The 24,065-nt window shown below is 72.1% G+C and carries 23 protein-coding genes; 8 read left to right on the top strand and 15 right to left on the bottom strand.

What is annotated here, in order from left to right:
- Positions 1-89: 89 nt before the first annotated feature.
- Entirely contained in the window at positions 90-1,526 is a 1,437-nt protein-coding gene (locus HA073_RS23120; protein WP_166457261.1) for a gamma-aminobutyraldehyde dehydrogenase, read from the top strand.
- Positions 1,527-1,531: 5 nt separating this feature from the next.
- The gene (gabT, locus tag HA073_RS23115) at positions 1,532-2,803 is read left to right on the top strand and encodes a 4-aminobutyrate--2-oxoglutarate transaminase (protein ID WP_113971980.1); all 1,272 of its coding nucleotides are present in this window, start codon (positions 1,532-1,534) and stop codon (positions 2,801-2,803) included.
- Between the two features lie 66 nt (positions 2,804-2,869).
- On the opposite strand, the gene HA073_RS23110 is transcribed toward gabT, so the two are convergent.
- The 6 genes from HA073_RS23110 to HA073_RS23085 form a co-directional block, all read right to left on the bottom strand.
- On the bottom strand, positions 2,870-3,529 hold the full coding sequence (locus HA073_RS23110; RefSeq protein WP_166457260.1) for a hypothetical protein: 660 nt from the start codon (positions 3,527-3,529) through the stop codon (positions 2,870-2,872).
- 75 nt (positions 3,530-3,604) lie between these two features.
- Entirely contained in the window at positions 3,605-4,240 is a 636-nt protein-coding gene (locus HA073_RS23105; RefSeq protein ID WP_166457259.1) for a M15 family metallopeptidase, read from the bottom strand.
- Positions 4,237-5,370: a D-alanine--D-alanine ligase family protein gene (locus HA073_RS23100; RefSeq protein WP_166457258.1), complete on the bottom strand. Its 1,134-nt coding sequence runs from the start codon at positions 5,368-5,370 to the stop codon at positions 4,237-4,239. Before HA073_RS23100 ends, HA073_RS23105 begins: the two co-directional genes overlap by 4 nt.
- The gene (locus HA073_RS23095; RefSeq protein WP_166457257.1) at positions 5,367-7,469 is read right to left on the bottom strand and encodes a pyridoxal-phosphate dependent enzyme; all 2,103 of its coding nucleotides are present in this window, start codon (positions 7,467-7,469) and stop codon (positions 5,367-5,369) included. The genes HA073_RS23100 and HA073_RS23095 overlap by 4 nt, the downstream gene beginning before the upstream one ends.
- Before the next feature lie 116 nt (positions 7,470-7,585).
- Positions 7,586-8,638 (bottom strand): HAMP domain-containing sensor histidine kinase, encoded by a 1,053-nt coding sequence (locus HA073_RS23090; protein WP_043326434.1) that lies wholly within the window; start codon positions 8,636-8,638, stop codon positions 7,586-7,588.
- Entirely contained in the window at positions 8,635-9,300 is a 666-nt protein-coding gene (locus tag HA073_RS23085) for a response regulator transcription factor (RefSeq protein ID WP_166457256.1), read from the bottom strand. The genes HA073_RS23090 and HA073_RS23085 overlap by 4 nt, the downstream gene beginning before the upstream one ends.
- A gap of 235 nt (positions 9,301-9,535) precedes the next feature.
- On the opposite strand from HA073_RS23085, the gene HA073_RS23080 reads away from it, so the two are divergent.
- The 4 genes from HA073_RS23080 to HA073_RS23065 all read left to right on the top strand — a co-directional run bounded on the left by HA073_RS23080 (position 9,536) and on the right by HA073_RS23065 (position 13,253).
- Positions 9,536-10,819, top strand: a complete 1,284-nt coding sequence (locus HA073_RS23080; protein WP_064447716.1) for a hypothetical protein — start codon at positions 9,536-9,538, stop codon at positions 10,817-10,819.
- Between the two features lie 40 nt (positions 10,820-10,859).
- Positions 10,860-12,365, top strand: a complete 1,506-nt coding sequence (gene adh / locus HA073_RS23075; RefSeq protein ID WP_043326441.1) for an aldehyde dehydrogenase — start codon at positions 10,860-10,862, stop codon at positions 12,363-12,365.
- A complete protein-coding gene (locus HA073_RS23070) occupies positions 12,365-12,712 on the top strand; it encodes a DUF779 domain-containing protein (RefSeq protein WP_043326443.1) in 348 nt (115 codons plus the stop codon). The genes adh and HA073_RS23070 overlap by 1 nt, the downstream gene beginning before the upstream one ends.
- 97 nt (positions 12,713-12,809) lie before the next feature.
- A complete protein-coding gene (locus tag HA073_RS23065; protein WP_166457255.1) occupies positions 12,810-13,253 on the top strand; it encodes a hypothetical protein in 444 nt (147 codons plus the stop codon).
- Between the two features lie 19 nt (positions 13,254-13,272).
- On the opposite strand, the gene HA073_RS23060 is transcribed toward HA073_RS23065, so the two are convergent.
- From HA073_RS23060 to HA073_RS23020, 9 genes are all read right to left on the bottom strand, one after another.
- Positions 13,273-13,584, bottom strand: coding sequence for a helix-turn-helix domain-containing protein (locus HA073_RS23060; protein ID WP_013284175.1), 312 nt, complete (start codon positions 13,582-13,584; stop codon positions 13,273-13,275).
- Positions 13,581-13,973, bottom strand: coding sequence for a type II toxin-antitoxin system RelE/ParE family toxin (locus tag HA073_RS23055; RefSeq protein WP_043326449.1), 393 nt, complete (start codon positions 13,971-13,973; stop codon positions 13,581-13,583). The genes HA073_RS23060 and HA073_RS23055 overlap by 4 nt, the downstream gene beginning before the upstream one ends.
- A 40-nt stretch (positions 13,974-14,013) precedes the next feature.
- Complete coding sequence (gene speB, locus HA073_RS23050) at positions 14,014-15,027, bottom strand: agmatinase (protein WP_043326451.1); 1,014 nt, start codon at positions 15,025-15,027, stop codon at positions 14,014-14,016.
- On the bottom strand, positions 15,024-16,226 hold the full coding sequence (locus tag HA073_RS23045; protein WP_166457254.1) for a saccharopine dehydrogenase family protein: 1,203 nt from the start codon (positions 16,224-16,226) through the stop codon (positions 15,024-15,026). Before HA073_RS23045 ends, speB begins: the two co-directional genes overlap by 4 nt.
- A complete protein-coding gene (locus tag HA073_RS23040) occupies positions 16,226-17,647 on the bottom strand; it encodes an FAD-binding oxidoreductase (RefSeq protein WP_166457253.1) in 1,422 nt (473 codons plus the stop codon). Before HA073_RS23040 ends, HA073_RS23045 begins: the two co-directional genes overlap by 1 nt.
- Complete coding sequence (locus tag HA073_RS23035; protein WP_043326456.1) at positions 17,644-18,468, bottom strand: ABC transporter permease; 825 nt, start codon at positions 18,466-18,468, stop codon at positions 17,644-17,646. Before HA073_RS23035 ends, HA073_RS23040 begins: the two co-directional genes overlap by 4 nt.
- 58 nt (positions 18,469-18,526) lie before the next feature.
- Positions 18,527-19,435: an ABC transporter permease gene (locus HA073_RS23030; RefSeq protein ID WP_166457252.1), complete on the bottom strand. Its 909-nt coding sequence runs from the start codon at positions 19,433-19,435 to the stop codon at positions 18,527-18,529.
- Between the two features lie 76 nt (positions 19,436-19,511).
- Positions 19,512-20,669: an ABC transporter ATP-binding protein gene (locus tag HA073_RS23025; protein ID WP_166457251.1), complete on the bottom strand. Its 1,158-nt coding sequence runs from the start codon at positions 20,667-20,669 to the stop codon at positions 19,512-19,514.
- Positions 20,666-21,850 carry a spermidine/putrescine ABC transporter substrate-binding protein gene (locus HA073_RS23020; protein WP_064447711.1) on the bottom strand — a complete coding sequence of 395 codons (1,185 nt, stop codon included), beginning with the start codon at positions 21,848-21,850 and terminating at the stop codon, positions 20,666-20,668. Before HA073_RS23020 ends, HA073_RS23025 begins: the two co-directional genes overlap by 4 nt.
- Before the next feature lie 206 nt (positions 21,851-22,056).
- On the opposite strand from HA073_RS23020, the gene HA073_RS23015 reads away from it, so the two are divergent.
- Together HA073_RS23015 and HA073_RS23010 are read left to right on the top strand one after the other, a co-directional pair.
- A complete protein-coding gene (locus HA073_RS23015) occupies positions 22,057-22,569 on the top strand; it encodes an Lrp/AsnC family transcriptional regulator (protein ID WP_030501361.1) in 513 nt (170 codons plus the stop codon).
- Positions 22,570-22,717: 148 nt separating this feature from the next.
- Complete coding sequence (locus tag HA073_RS23010; RefSeq protein WP_064447710.1) at positions 22,718-24,064, top strand: aspartate aminotransferase family protein; 1,347 nt, start codon at positions 22,718-22,720, stop codon at positions 24,062-24,064.
- Position 24,065 lies beyond the last annotated feature (1 nt).

The raw sequence follows: 24,065 nt of genomic DNA, 5'->3' as shown, positions 1-24,065 counted from the left end.
GTCTGCCTCGGATTTAGTAGCCAAGATGGCAGTCAGATTGCGATAACCTCCGCTGACCCTCTCCCCGGCCACCTTCACGGAGACTTCTGATGAGCGACCAGCAGCAGCTGCGCAACTTCGTCAACGGCGAGTACGTCGACCCGGTGGACGGCGGCTACGCCGACCTGATCGACCCGTGCACCGGCGAGGTCTTCGCCCAGGCCCCGGTCTCCGGCGCGGCGGACGTGGACGCGGCGATGAAGGCCGCCTCCGCCGCGTTCGAGACCTGGCGCGACACCACCCCGGCCGAGCGGCAGCGGGCGCTGCTGAAGTTCGCCGACGCGGTGGAGGCGCGGGCCGCCGAGCTGGTCGACGCCGAGGTCCGCAACACCGGCAAGCCCCGGCAGCTCACCACCGAGGAGGAGTTGCCGCCGGCAGTGGACGAGCTGCGCTTCTTCGCCGGCGCCGCGCGTCTGCTGGAGGGCCGCTCGGCCGGTGAGTACATGGCCGGGCACACCTCGTACGTGCGGCGCGAGCCGATCGGCGTCTGCGCCCAGGTGACGCCGTGGAACTACCCGCTGATGATGGCGGTCTGGAAGATCGCCCCGGCCCTCGCCGCCGGGAACGCGGTGGTGCTGAAGCCGTCGGACACCACGCCGGTGTCGACGCTGCTGCTGGCCGAGATCGCCGCCGAGCACCTGCCCCCGGGTGTGTTCAACGTGGTCTGCGGCGACCGCGACACCGGCCGTACGCTGGTCTCCCACCCGACCCCGCAGCTCGTGTCGATCACCGGCTCGACCCGCGCGGGCATGGAGGTCGCCGCCGCGGCGGCGCCGGACCTGAAGCGGACGCACCTGGAGCTGGGCGGCAAGGCCCCGGTGGTGATCTTCGACGACGCCGACGTGACGGCGGCGGCCGAGGCGATCGCGATGGGCGGCTACTTCAACGCCGGTCAGGACTGCACGGCGGCCACCCGGGTGCTGACCGGGCCGGGCATCCACGAGGACTTCGTGGCCGCGCTGACCGAGCAGGCCCGCAACACCCGTACCGGCGGGCCGGACGACGCCGACGTGCTCTACGGCCCGCTGAACAACGCCAACCAGCTCGCCCGGGTGAGCGGGTTCGTGGACCGCCTGCCGGACCACGCGAACGTCACCACCGGCGGGTCGCGGGTCGGCGAGCGCGGCTTCTTCTACGCCCCGACCGTGGTCTCCGGCGTACGCCAGGCCGACGAGATCATCCAGGACGAGGTGTTCGGGCCGGTCATCACCGTGCAGCGTTTCTCCGACGAGGACGAGGCGGTGCGCTGGGCCAACGGCGTGGACTACGGCCTGTCCGCCTCGGTGTGGACGCGCGACCACGGCCGGGCCATGCGGATGACGCGGCGGCTGGACTTCGGCTGCGTCTGGGTGAACACGCACATCCCGTTCGTCTCGGAGATGCCGCACGGCGGCTTCAAGCACTCCGGCCACGGCAAGGACCTGTCGGTCTACAGCCTGGAGGACTACACCCGGGTCAAGCACGTCATGCACAACATCGAGGGCTGATCGCGATGGCCACCAGCGAGGAGCTGCACAAGCGCCGGGTCGAGGCGGTGGCGCGGGGCGTCGGCAGCACCATTCCCGCGTACGTGGACCGGGCGGGCGGCGGCACGATCACCGACGTGGACGGGCGGGAGTGGATCGACTTCGCCGCCGGCATCGCCGTCACCAACGTGGGCAACTCCGCGCCGCGCGTGGTCGAGGCGGTACGCGCGCAGGTCGAGCGGTTCACCCACACCTGCTTCATGGTCGCGCCGTACGAGTCGTACGTGGCGGTCTGCGAGCAGCTCAACGCGCTGACCCCGGGTGGTTTCGGGAAGCGCTCGGCGTTGTTCAACTCCGGCGCCGAGGCGGTGGAGAACGCGGTGAAGATCGCCCGGCACGCGACCGGGCGGCCGGCGGTGGTGGTGTTCGACCACGCGTACCACGGCCGGACCAACCTGACCATGGCGCTGACCGCGAAGAACATGCCGTACAAGCACCGGTTCGGGCCGTTCGCCGGTGAGGTCTACCGGGTGCCGATGTCGTACCCGCTGCGCGACGGCGGGCTGGACGGCGCCATCGCGGCGGCCCGGTCGATCGAGATGATCGAGAAGCAGGTGGGCGCGGAGAACGTGGCCGCGCTGCTGATCGAGCCGATCCAGGGCGAGGGCGGTTTCGTCGTACCCGCTGAGGGTTTCCTGCCGGCGCTGCGCGAGTGGGCGACGGCGGCCGGGGTGGTCTTCGTCGCCGACGAGATCCAGACGGGTTTCTGCCGCACCGGCGACTGGTTCGCCTGCGAGCACGAGGGCGTCGAGCCGGACCTGATCACGCTGGCCAAGGGCATCGCGGGCGGGCTGCCGCTGGCGGCGGTGACCGGCCGGGCGGAGCTGATGGACGCGGTGCACGTCGGCGGTCTGGGCGGCACGTACGGCGGCAACCCGATCGCCTGCGCCGCCGCGCTCGCGTCGATCGAGACGATGCGGGAGCTGGACCTGGCCGCCGCCGCGCGCCGGATCGGCGCGGTGATGGGTGAGCGGCTGCGCGCGATCGCCGCCGGTGACCCGCGCGTGGCCGAGGTACGCGGCCGGGGCGCGATGCTCGCCGTGGAGATCGTCGTACCGGGCACGTCGACCCCCGACCCGGCCGCCACGGCGGCGATCTCGGCGGCCTGCCACGCGGCCGGGCTGCTCACGCTGACCTGCGGCACCTACGGCAACGTGCTGCGGTTCCTGCCGCCGCTGGTCATCTCCGACGACGAGCTGGGCCGAGGGCTGGACATCCTGGCGGCCGCCTTCGGCTGACCCCGGACGTGGAACACCATGGGCCGATCATCCCCAGGACCGGCCCATGGTGTCCCACCCCGGAATTCAGCGAATCAGCTCGACGGTGTTGCGCCGGACCAGGTTCTTGCCCGGTTCCCGGATGGCGTCCATGGCGGCGGTGTTGAGCAGCACGCAACTACCGGACGGCCCGGTGACAGTCACGGTCACCACCTTGTTGTTGTCCAGGTTCGTCACCCGAAGCCGGGTGCCGAGCGGGAACTGGCCGCTGGTGGCGGCCGGCGCCCCACCTTCGGCGAAGAACGTGAGCGCGCCGGAGCAGACGCTGCCGCCGATCGGCTGCGCGGCGCCGGGCCGGGTCTCGCCCGGCTGCGCGCCCGGGGCCGGAGCGGCGGCGCCGTCGAGGCGTTCCACCACGTTGCGGCGGATGACGTTCTTGCCCGGCTCGCGTACCAGGTCCATGGCGGCGGCGTTGAGCAGCACGCAGCTACCGGACGGCCCGGTGACCGTCACCGTGGCCACCTTGCGGTTGTCGAGGTTCGTCACCCGCAGGCGTGTGCCCACCGGGAACCTGTCGCTCGTCGCGGCCGGCGGGCCGCTCTCGGCCGAGAAGGTCACCGACCCGGCGCAGGCCGACCGCCCGACCGGCGCGGTGTCCGCGAATCCCAGTCCGGTTCCCACCGAGACCGCCACCGTGGCGGTCACCGCCACGATTGCCGCCATCGCGTGCTTACGCTGCACCCTCACGTTCTCTCCCGTCGTCGCTGTCGTTCCCCGCGTGGTACGGACGGGAGGGCCGGAACGTTCACCTGAACCGACGGGCTACAACGGACCGTAACGGGTGTGCGGCGCACCGGTCATCAGCGCCCAGTACCTGTCGCCGTAGGACCAGTGCCACCACTCCGTCGGGTAGTTCACCATCCCCGCGCCGCTCAACGCCGCCACCAGCACGTTCCGGTTGCGCCACGCGCTCACCGGGATGTGCCGGGCCGCGGTGAAGCAGGCGTCGGCGCTCTCCTCGGGGGTGGCGTCGAGCACCGTGCCCATGTCCAACTCCATTCCGTCGGCGTCACACAGCGTGAGGTCGACTGCTCCGCCGGTGCTGTGCGGGGCCACCTCGACCGGCGACACGAACTTGGTGGTCTCCCGGTGCAGCCGGTCCGCCGGCCAGTCCGGGTGCCGCCGCCGCAGCTCGTCCCGGTAGCCGGTGAAGATGTCGAGCTGCGCCCGGTACGGCCGGTAGCCCTCGACCACGAGCAGGCGCAGCCCGGCCGGCAGCGCGCGCTGCGCGGCCAGCAGGCGGTCCGCGACACCGCGCCGCACCCGCGCGTACGCCCCGGCGGGGTCGGCGGCCCGCGCGTCCACCAGCAGCCCGGGCACCTCGCGCAGGTCAACCAGGGGTTCGCCGTCGTCCCGGCTGGACACCGCGGCGACGCGGGGGTCGGAGAGGAGGATCACGGCGTACCCCCGGGGTGTGCGGTGGACGGCCGGGCCGCGTGCCGGGTGAAGGCGAGCGCGACCAGCCGGTCCACCACCTCGGGGTACGCGACGCCGGACTCGGCCCACACCTTCGGGTACATCGAGTGCGCGGTGAAGCCGGGCAGCGTGTTCAGCTCGTTGACGTAAAGGTCGCCGGTGGTCTCGTCGTAGAGGAAGTCGACCCGGGCCAGGCCCCAGCCGCCGATCGCGGTGAACGCCCGTACCGACAGCTCGCGGATCCGCTCGGTGACCTCGTCCGGCAGCGGGGCCGGGACGATCATCGGGTCGGCGTCGCCGAAGTACTTCTGCCGGTAGTCGAACCAGCCGCCCGCGACCCGGACCTCGCCGACCGCCGACGCCTCGGGCTGCCAGCCGCCGAGCACGCCGCACTCCAGTTCCCGGCCGGTCACGCCCTGCTCGACCAGCACCACGTGGTCGTGCCGGAACGCCTCCTCCACGGCCGCGACCAGGTCGTCGCCGCCTGCGACCCGGGAGATGCCGATCGAGGAGCCCATCCGGGCCGGCTTGACGAACAGCGGCCCGCGCAGCCCGACGACCAGCTTCTCCGGGTCCGCCGCGGCCCGCCAGGTCGGCTCGTCGAACCAGACGTACGGCGTCGTCGGCACGTCCTCGGCGCGCAGCGCCCGCTTCATCGCCACCTTGTCCATGCCGACGGCGGAGGCGAGGATGCCGCACCCGACGTACGGCACGCCGAGTGATTCCAGCAGCCCCTGCACCACGCCGTCCTCGCCGTACGGGCCGTGCAGCACCGGGAACACCACGTCCAGCTCGGCGTGCACGGTGGCCGGGGCGTCGGCGGCGGTGACCGCGACGGTGCCGGCGGCTGCCCCGCGTCGCAGCTCCACCGCCTCGCCGGTGACCGGCAGCCGGTCGTCGATCGCCCGTCCGGCCGCCACCGTGCCGAGGTGCTGCGCGAGCACCGGCTCGGGCAGCAGCCGGAGCCCGCCGGTACGGGTGAGGCCGAGCGCCACCACCCGGTGCCCCTGCCCGGCCAGGGCGCGGGCCACGCCCAGCGCCGAGGCGCAGGAGACCTCGTGTTCCGCCGACGGGCCTCCGAACAGGACACCGATCCGCACTGTCGACCTCATGCCGCAACTCCCACAGTCATCGGGTCGCCCGCCAGCCGGGCCACCAGGTCCGCTTCCACGTTTCCGCCGGTCAGCACCACGCCGACCGTCCGCCGCGTCCCGGCGCCCGAGCTGCCGGGACCGCTCACCTCGTCCAGCCGCAGCGCGCCGGCCAGCGCGGCCGCGCCGGACGGCTCGACCAGCACCTTCAGGTCCAGCAGGAGCAGCCGGAACGCCTCGACGATCGCGTCGTCGTCGACCCGGACCACGCCCCGCACACCGGTGCGGGCCACCGCGAACGGCAGGTCGCCGACGCACCCGGGGCGCAGCCCGTCGGCGAGGCTCGGCGCCGGGGCGACGGGTGTGGGCCGTCCGGCGGCCAGGCTGCGGGCCAGCGAGTCGCACCCGACCGGCTCCACGCCGTACACCTGGATCGGCGTTCCGGCCACGGCCAGGCAGGCACCGGCGATGCCGCCGCCCCCGCCCACCGGCACCACCAGCGCGTCCAGCGGTGTGCCGCGACGCGCCGCCTCCTCGATCAGCTCCAGGCTGGCGCTGCCCTGCCCGGCCACCACATCCGGGTGGTCGTACGCGTCGACCAGCGGGTGGCCCTCCACCTCGGCGATCCGCCGGGCGACGGCGAGGCGCTCCTCGACCGTGGTGCCCGCCCGGACCACCCGGGCGCCCGCCGCCCGCGCTCGGTCCACCTTGACCGGCGCGGCGTCCACCGGCAGCACGACAGTGGCGGCCAGCCCGTGCCGGCGCGCGGCCAGCGCCACCGCGACGGCGTGGTTGCCGGTGCTCTGCGCGACCACGCCGGTGTGCCCGGCGGCGGCGAGCCGGCCCACCGCCAGCATCGCGCCGCGCATCTTGTACGAGCCCCCGTCCTGCAGGTTCTCCGCCTTGAGCAGGATCCGGGCGCCGGCCAGGCGGTCGATCACCGGGCTGTGCAGCACCGGGGTACGCACCACCCGGCCGGACAGCGCGCGGGCGGCCTCCTCGACATGTGTGCGGTCCGGCAGCGCCGGCCCGTCGATTCGGGGCATGGTCTCTCCTTCGGGATTCGAGTGGACGCGGCTGCGCGGCAGGTCGAACAGCCAGTGCGCGCCGAGCGCGGTGAGGCCGCGGTGCGCGGCGAGGCTGAGCGCCAACACGAGCGCGGTGAGCACGACCGGGTAGACGGTCACCAGCAGCGCCCGGGCGGGTCCGCCCAGACCGGCCACCGGCGCGGCGAGGAGCCGGTCGAGCAGCGCCAGCACCGGCATGTGGATCACGTAGACACCAAGCGTGCGGCGGCCCAGCCGGGCCAGCGCCGGACCGGCCAGGCGGTGCCGGGCCAGCCGGGCGGCGGCGGTCAGCCCGAACGCCACAGCGAGCACGGAGACGAGCAGGTACGCGCCGGGCCAGCTCTGCGCGCCGGCCAGGCCCATGGCGGCCAGCCCGATCGCGTACGCCGCGCCGGTGCCGGCGAGCCGCCGGGTGCTCGCGCCGTCCGCCCACCGCGTGAGGTACGGCTTCAGGCGCACCCCGGCCAGGAAGAACACCAGGTTCTGGTAGACCTGCCCCCGGTTGCCGGGGCTGTCCAGCAGCCCGGTGGCCGCCACGGCGGACAGCGCGCCCGCGGCGGTCAGCAGCACCGCCGGGTGGACCCGGCGCAGCGCCTTGGCGAGCACGAAGTAGAGCGCCAGCGCGTACAGGTACCACAGGTTCGAGGGCGTCACGGTGAGCTGGGCCAGCAGCTCACCCGGGTCGGTGGCCCGGTCGGTCGGGAAGCCGGGCGCCAGCGCCAGCAGCGCGGTGTGGATCAGCAGCCAGATCGCGTACAGGTAGAGGTTCCGCGTGATCCGGGGCCGTCCGGACACCCGCCACGGGCGGGCCACCGCGTTCGCCGCGAAGATGCCGGAGATCGCGAAGAACAACGGCATCCGCAGCGGCAGCAGCTGCTCGCCGAGCAGCCCCCACGCGCCCGGCACCGGCAGGCCGGCCCGCCAGTCGATGCGCAGGTAGTCCTTGACGACGACGTGCCACAGCACCACGAGCACGATGCAGGCGCCCTTCGCCACGTCGGCCCAGGCCACCCGGTCACCGGGTGGTGCGCTCCCCTCGGTACGCGTCGGCACTGCGGTCTCCTCTCCGGCCCTCTCCGGGGCAGGCGGCGGTGCCGCCGGTCCGGTCCTCGGGCAGGTGTCATCGCGGGATGCCGCGACGGCGGTTCCCGGAGTCGTATGTGGGGTGGTCAGCCCACGTGGGGCAGGTGGACGTCGACCCGCAGGCCGCCGTCGTCACCTGGGCGGGCAGCGATGATGCCGCCGTGCGCCTGGGTGATGGAGCGGGCGATGGCCAGGCCGAGCCCGGCGCCGCCGCCCTGGTTGGTCCGGTCCCGGGCGAGGCGCCGGAACGGTTCGAACAGCCCGTCGACCGCTTCGGCGGGCACGGCCTGCCCGCTGTTGGTGACGGTCAGCGCGGGGTCGCCGCCGACGGTGACGACGAGCCGGCCGCCCGGGCGGTTGTACTTGATGCCGTTCTCCACCAGGTTGGTGACCAGGCGTTCCAGCAACACCCGTTCGCCGGTCACGATCCGGGGCGACAGCCGGGTCTCGACCGTCACGCCGGCCTCGGCGGCCCGATCGGCGTACGCGGCCAGCACGCCGCTGACGATCTGTTCGAGGCGTTGCGGGGTGGAGGACCGCAGGCCCTGGTCGCTCTCGCTGAGCGCCAGCAGCCCTTCGATCAGCCGCTCGTTGCGTTCGTTCGTGGCGAGCAGTTGCGCGGTCAGCAGCTCCAGTTGCTCACCGGTGAGCGACTGCGCCATGCCGACCTCGATCAGCGTGCGTTGCACCGCGAGCGGCGTACGCAGCTCGTGGGAGGCGTTCGCGGCGAACCGCCGCTGCCCCTCGTACCCGGCGGTGACCCGGTCCAGCATCGCGTCGATCGCGCGGGCGAGCCCGGCCAGCTCGTCCCGGCCGCGATGCCGGATGCGGTAACCGAGGTTCTGCGGGCCCAGGTTCGCCATCGGGGCGGCCAGGTCGCGCACCGGACGCAGGCACCAGCGGGCCGCTCCCCACACCGCGAATCCGGCGGCCACCAGCACCAGCAGTTGGACCAGCAGCGGCAACAGCGGGACGAACGGGCGGCCCGGTTCGCACACCGCGCCGATGGTGGCCAGGCCGCAGAACCACTGGGCCTGCCCCCAAACCAGTTCGAGCAGCGACTTGACCATGTTGGGCACGAAGAACCCGGCGAGCAGGGCGAGCAGCCCGACCAGCAGGATGCGGCGACGGGGGCTCATTCCGGCTCGCCGATCCGGTAGCCGGCCTTCGGCACGGTGTGGACGACCGACGGCTGGCCGAGCTTCTTGCGCAGGGTCATCACCGTCACCCGGACCGCGTTGGTGAACGGGTCGGCGAACTCGTCCCACGCCTGTTCCAGCAGCTCCTCGGCGCTGACCACCCGGCCGCCGACCCGCATCAGCACGTGCAGGACGGCGAACTCCTTCGGGCTCAGCCCGAGCGGGCGGCCGTCCCGGGTAGCGGTGTGCCGGGCCACGTCGAGCACCACGCCGTGCCGTTCCAGCACCGGCGGCAGCGCCGGCGTGGACCGGCGGCCCAGCGCCTGGACCCGCGCCACCAGCTCGGCGAACGCGAACGGCTTGGTCAGGTAGTCGTCGGCGCCCAGCCCGAGGCCGGCGACCCGGTCCCGGATGCCGGCGGCTGCGGTCAGCAGCAGCACCCGGGTGCCGGCGTCGGACCCGGCCAGGCTCCGGCACACCTCGTCGCCGGTGGCGCCGGGCATGTCCCGGTCCAGCACCGCCACGTCGTACCGGTTGACCCCGATCCGTTCCAGCGCGCCGTCGCCGTCGTAGCAGACGTCGACAGCCATGGAGAACCGTCGCAGCCCCTCGGCGACCGTGTCCGCCAAGAGCCGCTCGTCGTCCGCCACCAGCACCCGCACCTTGCGCTCCCCGTGTCTTCCCTCGTCGTCCGGCACACCTTCGCAGGCCGGAGTTAAGGGTTCTGTAAGCGTCCGCAGCAGCCATCCTCCACGCGGGCCACGCTGCGACAACCGGCGTACGGCCGTCTGGGCCGTTCGTCCGGTCCGCGGGCGGCGCGAGCACCGCTGAAGTGACCCGGATCACGCATTGGCGCTCGGGCGTGAGGTGGGTCACGATGGGTGGAAGGAGGCGCTGGTGGCTGACCCGTGGCTCGCCCTGGAGTTCGGCGCGGATCCGGCGGAGCGGATCGCGCAGGTCGGTGCCGCCCACGAGGCGTTCCTCACCGCCGGCACCACATCCGGCCGGGTCCGGGAGGTGGTGGCCCGTTCCTGGGAGCGGTCCGCGCTGCTCGACCCGGAGGCCACCGCGCCGGTCGACCTCACCGACGACGCGCTGGAGACGTACCGCGCCGCGCACCCGCTCGCCCGGGTGATGCCGCTCTTCCGCGACCTGCTCGGCGGCATCGCGCAGGACGGCGCGCACCTGATGGCGGTCTGCGACGCCGCCGGGCGGCTGCTCTGGGTGGAGGGCCACCCCGGGGTGCTGCGGCACGCCGAGCGGATGAACTTCGTACCGGGCGCACGCTGGGACGAGGCGCACGCCGGCACGAACGCGCCCGGCACCGCCCTCGCCGTCGACCACGGCGTGCAGATCTTCGCCACCGAGCACTTCGTGCGGCCGGTGCAGCGCTGGACCTGCGCCGCCGCGCCGATCCACGACCCGGTCAGCGGCGCGCTGCTCGGCGCCGTCGACATCACCGGCGGGGACCACCTGGCCAACCCGCAGAGCCTGGCTCTGGTCCGGGCCACCGCCCGGGCCGCCGAGGCGTTCCTGGCCGGCGTCGCGCCCGCCGCGCCGGACGTCGCGTACGTGTCGGCGCTCGGCCGCGACGAGGCGGAGCTGCGCGTCGGCGGCCGGCGCATCCGGCTCGGTCGCCGGCACAGCGAGCTGCTGGTGCTGCTCGTCGACCATCCCGAGGGGCGCACCGGGGAACAGCTCGGCCTCGACCTCTACGGCGACGACAGGCGGCACCCGGTCACGCTGCGCGCCGAGCTGTCCCGGCTGCGCCGCGTGCTCGGCGAGGAGCTGCTCGACTCCCGCCCGTACCGGCTGCGCCCGACCGTGCGCGCCGACTTCCGTACCGTCACCGAACTGCTGGAACGTGGCGATCCGGCGGCGGCGCTGCGCGCGTACCGTGGGCCCCTGCTGCCCCTGTCGGACGCACCGGGAGTCGCGCGACTGCGCCGCCTGGTCGACGGCCAGTTGCGCGCCGCCGTGCTGGCCGGCGGCGACCCGGGGCTGCTCGCGGCCTGGACCGCGACGGCGGCCGGCGCCGACGACCTGGCCGCCTGGCAGGCCCTGGCGCGGGCGCTGCCGCCGGGCGCGCCCCGCCGGCCGCTCGCGCTCGCGCGGGCCCGCCAGCTCGCCGAGGAGTACGCGCTGCCGCGCGCAACGTTCCTGCAACGTCCTGGAAACTAGCCTGCCCGCCATCCACCCCAGACGGACGGCGGAGGTACCCATGACGCGCTACGACGCCCCCACCCACTGGCAGTCCCGCTACGACCACTACATCGGCGGCGAGTACGTGAAGCCGCACGGTGGCAAGTACTTCGAGAACCCGACCCCGGTGACCGGGCAGACCTTCTGCGAGGTGGCCCGGGGCACCGCCGAGGACGTGGAGAAGGCGCTGGACGCGGCACACGGCGCGGCCGACGCGTGGGGCCGCACGTCGGTCGCCGAACGCTCGCTGATCCTCAACCGGATCGCCGACCGCATGCAGGACAACCTGGAGTCCCTGGCGATCGCCGAGACGTGGGAGAACGGCAAGCCGGTACGCGAGACGCTCGCCGCCGACATCCCGCTCGCGATCGACCACTTCCGCTACTTCGCCGGGGCGATCCGGGCGCAGGAGGGCTCGCTCGGCGAACTCGACGACGACACCGTCGCCTACCACTTCCACGAGCCGCTCGGCGTGGTCGGGCAGATCATCCCGTGGAACTTCCCGATCCTCATGGCGGTGTGGAAGCTCGCCCCGGCGCTGGCCGCCGGCAACGCGGTGGTGCTCAAGCCGGCCGAGCAGACGCCCGCCTCGATCCACTACCTGCTCTCGCTGATCGGCGACCTGCTGCCGCCGGGCGTGATCAACGTGGTGAACGGCTTCGGCGTCGAGGCGGGCAAGCCGCTGGCGTCCTCGCCGCGGGTGGCGAAGGTGGCGTTCACCGGCGAGACCACCACCGGGCGGCTGATCATGCAGTACGCCAGCGAGAACATCAAGCCGGTCACGCTGGAACTCGGTGGCAAGAGCCCGAACATATTCTTCGACGACGTCAGCGCCGCCTCCGACGACTTCCTGGACAAGGCTCTCGAAGGCTTCACCATGTTCGCCCTCAACCAGGGCGAGGTGTGCACCTGCCCGTCCCGGGCGCTCATCCAGCAGGGCCACTACTCCGACTTCCTCGCCGCCGCCGTCGAGCGGACGAAGGCGGTCAAGCAGGGGCACCCGCTGGACACCGACACGATGGTCGGCGCGCAGGCCTCCAACGACCAGCTGGAGAAGATCCTGTCCTACCTGGACATCGGGCGGCAGGAGGGCGCTCGCGTCCTGGCCGGCGGCGAGCGGGCCGACCTCGGCGGCGAGCTGTCCGGCGGCTATTACGTCCAGCCGACGATCTTCGAGGGCGACAACTCGATGCGGATCTTCCAGGAGGAGATCTTCGGCCCGGTGGTGTCGGTGACGTCCTTCGCCGACCTGGACGACGCCGTGAAGATCGCCAACGACACGCTGTACGGGCTCGGCGCGGGCGTGTGGACCCGGGACCTCAACACCGCGTACCGGGCCGGGCGCGCCATCCAGGCCGGCCGGGTCTGGACGAACTGCTACCACGCCTACCCGGCGCACGCGGCGTTCGGCGGCTACAAGCAGTCCGGCATCGGCCGGGAGAACCACAAGATGATGCTGGAGCACTACCAGCAGACCAAGAACCTCCTGGTCAGCTACTCGCCGAAGAAGCTCGGCTTCTTCTGATGGGCGACACCGTGACAGTGACCCCCGCGGCGGCCGACCTGATCCGGTCGCTGCGGGGGCAGCACGGCCCGCTGATGTTCCACCAGTCCGGCGGCTGCTGCGACGGCAGCGCCCCGATGTGCTACCCGGCCGGAGAGTTCCGCACCGGCGGCTCGGACGTGCTGCTCGCCTCGCTGACTGTCGACGGCGTGCCCGAGCCGGTGGAGTTCTGGATGTCGAAGGCCCAGTGGGAGCTGTGGAAGCACACCCGGCTCACCGTCGACGTGGTGCCCGGCCGGGGCAGCGGCTTCTCCCTGGAGGCACCGGAGGGCGTCCGGTTCCTCATCCGGTCCCACCTGAACCGCTGATCTGTCCGAGATCTTGCAGCTCGCGGGCATCGCGGCGGTGGGATGCTGACGCCGTCCACTTCGGAGTCGCATCCCACCGCCCGACAGGAGACCGCCCATGCACCCGGTCCGACAGCCAGTGCTCGCCGCCGGCCTCACCGCCCTGGCCACCGCCGCCACGCTCGGGCTCTCACCCGGCGCCGCCGTCGCCACCCCGGCGGCCTCTCCGAGCATCTCCGTCAACTGGTTCGGCACGGCCGACGGGCGGGCGCACACCGCCACCGTCGGCGGCCGGTTCGACTGCGGCGCCGAGCGCGGCCTCGCCTACATCGAGGTGCACCTCGACCAGCGGCGCGGCTCGGTCACCGGCTTCGGGTTCGGCGTGATCGGCGCGTGCACCGACGAGCGCACCGCCGGCACCTGGACCGCGACCATCCCCGCCGACCAGGGCAGGTTCCGCCCCGGCCCGGCCACCACGATCGCCCGCCTGGTGATCGAGCCCAACTCGATCACCGAAACCACCGAGCCCGTACGCCTGCGCCCCCGCTGCGCCCGCCCCTGACCGTCTCGGCGGCCTCCGGTCAGGCGATCTGCCGGAGGTCGTCGCCGTAGTCGAAGATGATCCGCAGCCGGGCTCCGAGGGCATTGGCGTACCGGCTCAGCGTTGCCACCTCGTTGACGTCGAGGTCGCCGTTCTCGATCTGGCTCACCCGGCCGGGCGTGACCCCCATGATCTCGGCGACCTGCCGCTGGGTCAGGCCCAGCCGCTTGCGCTCCTCGGCCAGGTGGAACGCGCTCACCCAGGCGTCGGTCCGGGCGCGCTCCGCCTCGTAGGCCTCGTCGTCGCCGCCGAGTTCGGCGCGGACCTCGTCCCAGTGATAGAACTCCGTCACGACTCCCCCCTTCGCTCGCGCTCGCTGTCGAGCCAAGCCTTGTAGGCAACCTCCGCCGCCGGGATGTGCTGCCGGTACCAGCGACTCCAGTCGCCCGCCTTGTTGCCGGCGACCAGCAGGACCGCCTGCGACCACGGATCGAAGACGAACAGCACCCGGATAGCCACGTCCCGACCGGAGCGGGGCCGCAACTCCTTGAGATTACGGAGACTGCTTCCGCGCAGCGTGTCCACGAGCGGGCGGCCCAGCCCCGGCCCGACCTCGGCCAGCTTGTCCACCGCCACCCGGACGCTCTCGTACGACGCCGGGTCGTGGTCCCGCAGGTCGCGCAGCCAGTGCCGGACCTCTCCGGTGACCCGGACCGACCAGCGCTTCCCGTCCGCACCCATGCCCTGACTATAGCCCGGGCTAAACATCCCGGCCTACCAGTCAGCGGTCATCCAGGAGCGGCTGGGTGGGGTTCCACGGGGTTCCGGTTTCGGCGTCGTGGCGGCGGCGGGCTATCGCTGAGAGCGCCTCCAGCACCACCCGGTTGCCCAGGTACGCGGTGATGTCGGCGTGGTCGTACGGCGGGGCGACCTCGACCACGTCCAACCCGACCACCGGCAGCTCGTAACAGACCCGGCGGACCGCGTCGAGCAGCTGCCGGGACGTGAACCCGCCCGGCTCTGGCGTGCCGGTGCCGGGCGCCATGCCGGGGTCGACCACGTCCACGTCGACGGAGAGGAACACGCCCTCGCACTCGTCGGTCGCGATCCCGAACGCCTCGGTCAGGCAGGTGTCCAGGCCGCGCGCCACGATCTCGGTCATCTCGTACGAGCGCATCCGCTGCTCGGCCATCCACGCCAGCGTGTCCGGGCCGGGCCAGTAGCCGCGCAACCCGATCTGGAGGAAGCGGTCGCCGCGTACCGCGCCGGACTCGATGAGCCGGCGCATCGGCTGGCCGTGGCCGTGCAGCGAGCCGAACTCGACGTCCCCGGTGTCGGCGTGCGCGTCGAAGTGCACCAGCGACACCCGGCCGAGCCCGTGGTGCCGGGCCACGCCTGTGGCGTCGGGCAGCGCGATGGAGTGGTCGCCGCCGAGGACCACCGGGATCGCGCCGGCGGCGGCGACCGCGTGCACGGCGGTCTCCAGCGCGGCGAGCGAACGCTCGATGTCGCCGCTGAACATCTCCACGTCCCCGGCGTCGTAGACGCACAGGTCCTTCAGCCCGTCCACGCGCAGCGCCAGCGACGGCCGGGAGCCGTCGTGCGGCAGGTAGCAGGCCTGCCGGATGGCGGACGGCCCGAACCGGGTGCCCGGCCGGTGCGAGGTGCCACCGTCGAACGGCGCCCCGATGATCACCACGTCCGCGTCGGCGTACGTGACCGGCTCCTCGACCGTGCACGGCGGCACGCCGAGGAACGTGATGTCGGGGCCGTACATCGGGCCGTACCGGGTCATCGTTCCTCCATCCCCCACGGCGAACCGTAGCCGGTGAGCAGGTCGAGGAAGGGGGTCGGCGGGAACGCCTCCGGGCCGAGCACGCCCGTGCCGGACCAGGCGCCGGTGGCGAGCAGTTCCAGCGCGACGACCGGGTTGACTGCGGTCTGCCAGACCACCGCCTGGTGGCCGTACTCGGCCATCGACCACTCGTTGTCGACCACGTGGTACAGGTAGACCCGGCGCGGCTGCCCGTCCGGGCCGGTGCCGGTGACGTACGTGCCGGCGCAGGTCTTGCCGCTCATCCGGTCGCCGAGCGTGGCCGGGTCGGGCAGCGCGGCGGCCACCAGGTCGCGCGGCGACACGTCGACGCCGCGTACGCGCACCGGCTCGGTCGAGTCGAGCCCGAGCTTGTGCAGCGTGCGCAGCACCTCGATGAACTCGGCGCCGAGGCCGTACTTGAAGGTGACCCGCTTCGCCTGGACCCAGCGCGGGATGAGCAGCACCTCCTCGTGCTCGACGTTGACGCACTCGACCGGGCCGATCCCGGCCGGGAAGTCGAAGACCTCCGGCTCGCTGAACGGTTCGGTGGTGAACCAGCCGCGCCCGGCCTCCCAGATCACCGGCGGGTTGAGGCACTCCTCGATGGTGGTCCAGATGGAGAACGAGGGCGCGAAGTCGTAGCCGGCGACTGTCAGGTTCGCGCCGTCGCGTACCCCGATCTCGTCGATCTCGGCGAAGAGTTCGTCGGCGGCGTAGCGGGCGAAGACGTCGGACAGGCCCGGTTCGACGCCGATGCCGCAGAGCGCGAGCCGCCCCGCGGCGGCCCATTGCTCCGCGACGGCGAACTGCTCGTCGCCGAGCTTGACCCCGGTCTGGGCGTAGGGACGCTCGGGGTGCGGCCGGGACAGCGACATCGCCATGTCCAGGTAGTCGGCCCCGGCGGCGAACGCGCCTTCGAAGATCGGCATGACGAAACGCGGGTCGACCGCGTTCAGCACGTGCGTGATCCGGTGTTCCCGGCACAGCGCGGCCACCGCGTCGGCGGAGGAAGCGTCCACAGTGGCGGCGACGAACCGGTCGCCGTGCCCGGCGACGGCCCGCGCCGCCCGCGCCGGGTCGTGGTCGGCGACCACCATGAGCTCGAAGAAGGTACGGCGGGCGGCGATGGATACGGCTGCGGAGCCGACGCCACCGGCGCCGACGAGGAGGATACGCATCAGGAGTCGAACCCCAGTCCAAGACGGTCGAGAGTACGGAGCCAGAGGTTGCGCCGTCCGTCGCGCGCGTCGGCGCGGGCGAGCGACCAGCGGGTGAGGTTGATGCCCACGGACCGGACCGGTTCCGGCGGGAACGGCAGCGGCTTGCGGCGCACCAGGTCGAGCCGGGTCAGCGGGGTGTCGGTGCCGGAGAGCAGCTCGAGCGTCACGCGGGCGCCGAATCGCGTCGCGCCCACGCCGAGCCCGGTGAACCCGGCCGCGTACGCCAGGCGTCCGGAGTACGCGGTGCCGAAGAACGCGCAGAACCGGGTGCAGGTGTCGATGACGCCACCCCAGCGGTGACTGAAGCGCACATCGGCGAGCTGCGGGAACGTCGTGAAGAAGTGCGAGGCGAGCGTGGTGAAGGTGGCCTCGCGCTGCTCCAGCGCGGGCGCCACCCGGTTGCCGTAGTGGTAGATCGCGTCGTAGCCGCCGAACAGGATCCGGTTGTCGGCGGTGAGCCGGTAGTAGTGGAACTGGTTGCCGGTGTCGGCGAGCCCCTGCCGGTGCCGCCAGCCGATCGCGTCGCGCTGCGCGGCGGTCAGCGGCTCGGTCATCAGCGCGTAGTCGTAGACCGGCACGATCCAGGAGCGCAGCCGGCGCAGCAGCGGCGGGAACGCGTTCGTGGCGAGCACGACCTGCCGCGCCCGTACCGCGCCGGGCGCCGCGTCCGCGCCGCCCGCAGTGGTGGCCCGCAGCGCGGCGCCGCCGTCGGCCAGGCCGGTGACGCGGGTGTGCTCGTGCACGCGTACGCCCAGGTCGAGTGCGGCCCGGCGGAGTCCCCAGGCGAGCTTCGCCGGGTCGAGCAGCGCCACCCGGTCGCGATCCCACATCCCGCCCAGGTACGTCGGCGACGCCACCTCGGCGCGTACCTGGTCGCGGTCGAGCAGCCGCACGTCGTGGCCGTACCGGCGGGCCAGCTCGGCGTCCGCGGCGAGCCCGTCGAGCTGGTACGGCTCGACCGCCACCGCCAGCTCACCGGTGCGTTCGAAGTCGCAGTCGATGTCGTACTTCGCCACGGTGGCGGCGATGGCGTCCAGGTTCTCCCGGCCCAGCCGTTCCAGCTCGCCGATCTCGCCGGGGAACCGATCGACGCCGTTGGCAAGCCCGTGGGTCAGCGAGGCGGCGCAGAACCCGCCGTTACGCCCGGACGCCGCCCAGCCGCACGTGCCCGCGTCGACGAGCAGGACGTCGCGGTCCGGGTCGGCCTCCTTCGCCAGCAGCGCGGTCCACAGTCCGGCGTACCCGCCGCCGACCACGAGCAGGTCGGCGGTGTACGTCCCGGTCAGCGGCGGCAGCGGGTCGGGCCGCTCCGGGCGGTCCAGCCAGTACGACACGGGCGCGGCGTCGGCCAGCGCCCGGCCGGTATGCGGGAGTGTCATGGCTTGCCCGCCGGTGTGGCGACCACCGCGAGGGCAGCCCGTCGCGCCCGCCGCCCGCGCAGCGAGGTGGCCCCGACGAGCAGCAACGCGATCACGAACATGGCCGTGCCGATCACGTTCACCTGCGGCGGGATGCCCCGCTGGGAGGCGCCCCAGACGTACATGGGGAACGTGACTGTGGTGCCGGCGTTGAAGTTCGTGATGATGAAGTCGTCGAAGCTGAGCGAGAAGGCCAGCAGCGCGGCGGCCACGATGCCCGGCAGCACCAGCGGCAGCGTGATCCGCCGGAACGTCTGCCACTCGCTGGCGTACAGGTCCATCGCGGCCTCCTCCAGCCGCCGGTCCATGCCGGAGAGCCGGGCCTTCACGGTGACCACGACGAACGACACGCAGAACATGACGTGCGCGATGACGATGGTCCAGAAGCCCTGCGGCACCCCGGCGGCGACGAAGAGGGCGAGCAGCGAGGTGCCCATCACGAGTTCCGGGGTGGCCATCGGCAGGAAGATCAGCCCGTTGAGCCCGGACCGGCCGCGGAAGCTGTGCCGGACCAGCGCGAACGCCATCAGCGTGCCGAGGAGCGTGGAGACGACTGTGGCGATGAGCCCGATCTGCATGCTGCGCACCACGGCGTCGCACATGTCCGAGGTGGCGCAGGGCTGCTTCCAGTTGTCGAGCGTGAACTCGTTGAAGTCGTAGGAGAGCCGGCTGGAGGGCCGGTTGAAGGAGAGACCGGCGACCACCATGATCGGCAGCGTCAGGTAGCCGAGGACGAGCAGGGCCACGCCCATCACCCACCGGTCGGCGAGCCAGCGCCTCATCAGAGCCTGCCTCCATTCGCGACTGCGGGGCTCCGCTTCGCTGCGCTCCTCGCGCTCATCAGAGCACCTCCTCCGTGCCGGCCTTCCGCAAGTAGACGAAGACGATCGCCAGGATCGCGGCCATCAGCAGGAACGACAGCGCCGCGCCCTGCGGATAGTCCAGCCGGACCAGGAACGCCGAGTCGATGACGTTGCCGATCATGTACTCGTTCGGCGTACCGAGCAGCTCGGCGTTGATGTAGTCACCGGTGGCCGGGATGAAGAACAGCAGCGTGCCGGCGATCAGGCCGGGCATCGACAGCGGCAGCGTGACCTTGGCGAACGCGCGCAGCGGGCTCGCGTACAGGTCGCTCGCCGCCTCCAGCAGCCGGGGATCGAGCCGCTCCAGGCTCGCGTACAGCGGCAGCACCAGGAACGGCAGGAAGTTGTACGTCAGGCCGAGCACCACGGCGATCGGGGTGGCCAGCAGCCGGCCGTCCGGTCCGAGCAGGTGCACGTCGCGCAGCAGCCCGACCAGCGCGCCGTTGTCCGACAGGATGGTCTTCCAGGCCAGCGTGCGCACCAGGAAGCTGGTGAACATCGGCGCGACCACGGCCACCAGCAGCAGGTTCTTCCACCGGCCGGCCTTCTGCGCGATCGCGTACGCCAGCGGGTAGCCCATCAGCAGCGCGAGCACCAGCGCGATCGCCGAGTAGAGGAACGACCGGGAGAACTGCGGCCAGTACGCCTGGAGCGCGTCCGGGTAGTTGCCGAACGCCCAGGTCATCGCGTACCCGGTGGAGAGCGAGCCGGCCGGGTCGTAGAGGCTGGCCGAGGCGAGCTGCACCAGCGGCAGCGCGAAGAAGACGAGCAGCCAGACCGCGCCGGGCAGCAGCAACAGGTACGGCAGGAGCCGGCTGCGCCCGCGCCGCAACGGCGGCGGCGCCGGTTTCCCGGCGGAGGTCGGTACGTGGGCCAGCGCGCTCATGCCGCCACTCCGCTTCGCTCCGTGCCGCCATGAGACACCTTCGCGCTGAGCCAGCCGATTCGCTCGCTGCGCTCGCTCATGCCGACGCACCCACCGGCGGCTCGTCGAGCAGCGGCGCGGTCTGGTCGTCCTCACCGGCGGCCCGGGGCAGCAGGAACGCGTGCCGCGGATCCCAGTGCGCGGTCACCGCCGTGCCGACCGCCAACTGACCGCCCAGCCCGCTGTTCGCGGCGAACGCGGTCAGCTCGCTGCCCCACGCGGTGCGCACCAGGTACTGGGTGCTCACCCCGACGTAGGAGGCGTCGCTGACCACGCCACCGACGTGCTGGTGTCCGGCCGGCACCCGGTCCGGGTCGTCGACCAGGTGCAGCTTCTCCGGACGTACGCCGAGGAAGGCCGGCCCGTCGGTGAGCCGGGCCCGGCCGGCGGGCACCGAGAAGCGCGAGCCGTGCGCCGTGACCAGCACGTCGTCGGCGGCGCGCCCGCCGGCTTCGGCGGCGAGCAGGTTGGACTGGCCGAGGAAGTTCGCCACGAACGCGGTGGCCGGGTACTCGTAGATCTCGGCGGGCGCGCCGAGCTGCTCGATCCGGCCGGCGTTCATCACCGCGACCGTGTCGGCCATCGTCATGGCCTCCTCCTGGTCGTGGGTGACGTGCACGAACGTGATGCCGACCTCGGTCTGGATCCGCTTCAGCTCGATCTGCATCTGCCGGCGCAGCTTCAGGTCGAGCGCGCCGAGCGGCTCGTCGAGCAGCAGCACCTGCGGGTGGTTGATGAGCGCCCGGGCCAGCGCGACGCGCTGCTGCTGGCCGCCGGAGAGCTGGGCCGGGCGGCGTCGGCCGTACCCTTCGAGCTGCACCAGCGCGAGCATCTGCTCCACCTGGTCGCTCACCTTGCGGATGCCGCGGCGGCGCAGCCCGAACGCCACGTTCTCGTGGATGTCCAGGTGCGGGAAGAGCGCGTAGCTCTGGAAGACGGTGTTCACCGGCCGCTTGTACGGCCGCAGCCCGGCGATGTCCTGCTCGCCGAGCAGCACCTGCCCGCTGGTCGGCTGCTCCAGCCCGGCGATCATCCGCAGTGTGGTGGTCTTGCCGCAGCCGGACGCGCCGAGCAGGGCGAAGAACGAGCCCTGCGGGATGGTGAGGGTGAGGTCGTCGACGGCGGTGAAGACGCCGAACCGCTTGGTCAGGTCGACCAGGCGCAGGTCGCCGGCCGGGGTCTGCTGCCCCTTCACGCGCCGATCACCTGCTGGAACTTGGTCTCGTACTCCTTCTCCTGCGCCTCGTCGAGCGCCATGAAGACCTTGGCTTTGGACAGCATCGTGTCGTCCGGGAAGATCAGCGGGTTGCTCGCCAGGTCCGGGTCGATCTTCTCCATCTCGGCCTGCGCGCCCTGCACCGGGCAGATGTAGTTGACGTACGCGGCCAGCTTCGCCGCCACCGCCGGGTCGTAGTAGTGGTTCATCAACGCCTCGGCGTTGGCCTTGTGGGTGGCCTTGTTCGGCACCAGCATGTTGTCCGACCAGAGCATCACGCCGGACTCGGGCACCACGAACTTGATCTTCTCGTCGTCGAAGCCGAGCTGGACCACGTCGCCGGACCAGCCGATGCACGCGGCGATGTCGCCCTTGGCCAGATCGGGCGCGTAGTCGTTGCCGGTGAACCGCCGGATCTGCTTGCTGTCCACGGCCTTCTTCAGCTTGTTCAGCGCGTCGTCGAACTGGGCCGAGGTGAACTTGGCCGGGTCGTGGCCGAGCGACTGGAGTAGCAGGCCGATGGTGTCGCGCATCTCCGACAGCACAGTCACCTTGCCCTTGAGATCGGGGCGGGTGAGCAGCTCGTCGACGGTGCGGATCTCCTTGGTGACGTTCGCGTTGTACGCGAGCCCGGCGAGACCGGACTGCCACGGGACGGCGAGCTGGGTCTCGGCGTCGAAGGAGCGACCGCGCAGCGACTGCAGCAGGTTCGCCTCGACGTTCGGCATCTTCGACTTGTCCAGCTTCTGGACCCAGCCGAGGCGGATCACCCGGGCGGCCATCCAGTCGGTGAGCACCATGATGTCCCGGCCGGTGCTCTGACACCCGGCGAGCTGGTTGCGCACCTTGCCGAAGAACTCGTTGTTGTCGTTGACGTCCTCGGTGTACGTCACCTGGATGCCGGTGGCGGCGACGAACGCGTCGAGCGTGGGGCGCTTGGACTCGTCCTTCTCGTCGGTGTCCATGTACTGCGGCCAGTTCGAGAAGGCGACCTTCTTCTCGGTGGCGGACAGATCCTCGCTCTTGCAACCGGCTTCGGTCTGCTGGGCGCCCTTGGTCCCGCAGCCGGCCAGGGCGCCCGCGGTGGCGAGCAGTGCGGCCGAGCCGACGGTCCCGGTGAGCAGACCACGCCGGGTGAGGGTCCGAAGGGGACTACGCATGTGACGACTCCTTGGGGGGCATCGTCGGCGGCGGGACGGGGGGCGGCACGCCGGCGGGAGGGTCAGTGGCGATGGACGACTGATCCTGACATGAGAAAACCTCTCTCACAAGGGATTCCGTTGCTGGAATAGCCAGTCGCCACGAAATACGCCAGACTGCGCGGGGCACTACGCTCGATACGAAGAATCGGACACAAGGAGCGTCGATGGTCAACCGGCACCAGGAGAACGCCAACGGCGGCCGTCGGGTCACCGTGCGTGAAGGCGCCAATCACGTTCTGCTCGACGACGTGGCGAAGCAGATCATCGAGCAGCTCCAGGAGGACGGGCGCCGCCCGTACGCGAGCATCGGCAAGGCGGTGGGCCTCTCCGAGGCAGCGGTACGCCAGCGGGTGCAGCGGCTGCTCGACGCGGGCGTCATGCAGATCGTCGCGGTCACCGATCCGCTCCAGCTCGGCTTCCCCCGCCAGGCCATGATCGGGCTGCGCACCGACGGTGACCTGGAGTCGGTGGCCGACCGGCTGGCCGAGTTCGAGGAGATCGACTACGTGGTGATCACCGCCGGCTCGTTCGACCTGCTGGCCGAGGTGGTCTGCCGCAACGACGCGCACCTGCTGGAGATCCTGCAGAAGCTGCGCGGCGTGCCCGGAGTGCTCTCCACCGAGGCATTCGTCTACCTGAAGCTCCGCAAGCAGACCTACAGCTGGGGCACCGCCTGATGCGGATTCCGTTGACAGCGCAGTGATATGGCGCTGAATCCGTCGCGGTGAAGCTTCTTCGCTTGCCTTATCGGCACCGCCTGTGGGATAACCGTGGGCAGAGCGGCCGGTGTCACCCCTGACCGGCCCGAGACCCGATGGGGCTGACATGGCCAACGCCACCGACCACCTGTGGATGCACTTCACCCGCATGGCGAGCTACCCCGCCGGCGAGGTTCCGACAATCGTCCGGGGCGAGGGCGCGTACGTCTGGGACGCGCAGGGCCGCCGCTACCTGGACGGGCTGGCCGGGCTGTTCGTCGTCAACGCCGGCCACGGCCGCGCCGAGCTGGCCGAGGCCGCCGCCAAGCAGGCCGGCGAGCTGGCCTACTTCCCACTCTGGTCGTACGCCCACCCGAAGGCCGTCGAGCTGGCCGAGAAGATCGCCACGCTCACGCCCGGCGACCTGAACCGGGTCTTCTTCACCACCGGCGGCTCCGAGGCCGTCGAGGCGGCGTGGAAGCTGGCCCGGGCCTACTTCAAGCGCACCGGCAAGCCCACCAAGCACAAGGTGGTCAGCCGCTACATCGCCTACCACGGCACCTCGATGGGCGCGCTGTCGATCACCGGCCTGCCCGGCATCAAGACCGACTTCGAGCCGCTGGTGCCCGGGGGCATCAAGGTGCCGAACACCAACTTCTACCGCGCCCCCGAACACGGCGACGACCCCGAGGCGTTCGGCCGCTGGGCCGCCGAGGAGATCGGCCGCGCGATCGAGCGGGAGGGGCCGGAGACGGTCGCCGCCGTCTTCCTGGAGCCGGTGCAGAACTCCGGCGGCTGCTTCCCGCCGCCGCCCGGCTACTTCGAGCGGGTACGCGAGATCTGCGACGCGTACGACGTGCTGCTGGTCAGCGACGAGGTGATCTGCTCCTGGGGCCGGCTCGGCGAGTACTTCGGCGCGGTGCGGTACGGCTACCAGCCGGACATCATCACCACCGCCAAGGGCATCACCTCCGGCTACGCCCCGCTCGGCGCGATGATCGCCAGCGAGCGACTGATGGAGCCGTTCCTCACCGAGACCGGCATGTTCGCGCACGGCGTGACGTTCGGCGGCCACCCGGTCTCCTGCGCGGTCGCGCTGGCCAACCTGGAGGTGTTCGCCCGGGAGGACCTGATCGGGCACGTCCGGGCCAACGAGGGCGCGTTCCGGTCCACCCTGGAGAAGCTGCACGACCTGCCGATCGTCGGCGACGTCCGCGGTGACGGCTACTTCTACGGCATCGAGCTGGTCAAGGACAAGGCCACGCGGGAGACGTTCGACGAGGCCGAGTCGGAGCGGCTGCTGCGCGGCTTCCTGTCCACCGCGCTGTTCGACGCCGGGCTCTACTGCCGGGCCGACGACCGTGGCGACCCGGTGGTGCAGCTCGCCCCGCCGCTGATCGCCGACCAGCAGCACTTCGACGAGATCGAGCAGATCCTGCGCGCGGTGCTGACCGAGGCGTGGTCCCGGCTCTGAC

Source organism: Micromonospora sp. CMU55-4 (genome assembly GCF_011602315.1).
Taxonomy (GTDB): Bacteria; Actinomycetota; Actinomycetes; order Mycobacteriales; family Micromonosporaceae; genus Micromonospora; species Micromonospora chalcea.
This window is presented reverse-complemented; position numbering and strand designations above follow the sequence as displayed.

Coding starts and splice junctions, on each gene's coding strand:
- HA073_RS23120 (WP_166457261.1), top strand. CDS start 90: ATGAGCGACCAGCAGCAGCTGCGCAACTTCGTCAACGGCGAGTACGTC.
- gabT (WP_113971980.1), top strand. CDS start 1,532: ATGGCCACCAGCGAGGAGCTGCACAAGCGCCGGGTCGAGGCGGTGGCG.
- HA073_RS23100 (WP_166457258.1), bottom strand. CDS start 5,370: ATGAGGTCGACAGTGCGGATCGGTGTCCTGTTCGGAGGCCCGTCGGCG.
- HA073_RS23090 (WP_043326434.1), bottom strand. CDS start 8,638: ATGAGCCCCCGTCGCCGCATCCTGCTGGTCGGGCTGCTCGCCCTGCTC.
- adh (WP_043326441.1), top strand. CDS start 10,860: ATGACGCGCTACGACGCCCCCACCCACTGGCAGTCCCGCTACGACCAC.
- HA073_RS23070 (WP_043326443.1), top strand. CDS start 12,365: ATGGGCGACACCGTGACAGTGACCCCCGCGGCGGCCGACCTGATCCGG.
- HA073_RS23065 (WP_166457255.1), top strand. CDS start 12,810: ATGCACCCGGTCCGACAGCCAGTGCTCGCCGCCGGCCTCACCGCCCTG.
- HA073_RS23055 (WP_043326449.1), bottom strand. CDS start 13,973: ATGGGTGCGGACGGGAAGCGCTGGTCGGTCCGGGTCACCGGAGAGGTC.
- speB (WP_043326451.1), bottom strand. CDS start 15,027: ATGACCCGGTACGGCCCGATGTACGGCCCCGACATCACGTTCCTCGGC.
- HA073_RS23045 (WP_166457254.1), bottom strand. CDS start 16,226: ATGCGTATCCTCCTCGTCGGCGCCGGTGGCGTCGGCTCCGCAGCCGTA.
- HA073_RS23040 (WP_166457253.1), bottom strand. CDS start 17,647: ATGACACTCCCGCATACCGGCCGGGCGCTGGCCGACGCCGCGCCCGTG.
- HA073_RS23035 (WP_043326456.1), bottom strand. CDS start 18,468: ATGAGGCGCTGGCTCGCCGACCGGTGGGTGATGGGCGTGGCCCTGCTC.
- HA073_RS23030 (WP_166457252.1), bottom strand. CDS start 19,435: ATGAGCGCGCTGGCCCACGTACCGACCTCCGCCGGGAAACCGGCGCCG.
- HA073_RS23020 (WP_064447711.1), bottom strand. CDS start 21,850: ATGCGTAGTCCCCTTCGGACCCTCACCCGGCGTGGTCTGCTCACCGGG.
- HA073_RS23015 (WP_030501361.1), top strand. CDS start 22,057: ATGGTCAACCGGCACCAGGAGAACGCCAACGGCGGCCGTCGGGTCACC.
- HA073_RS23010 (WP_064447710.1), top strand. CDS start 22,718: ATGGCCAACGCCACCGACCACCTGTGGATGCACTTCACCCGCATGGCG.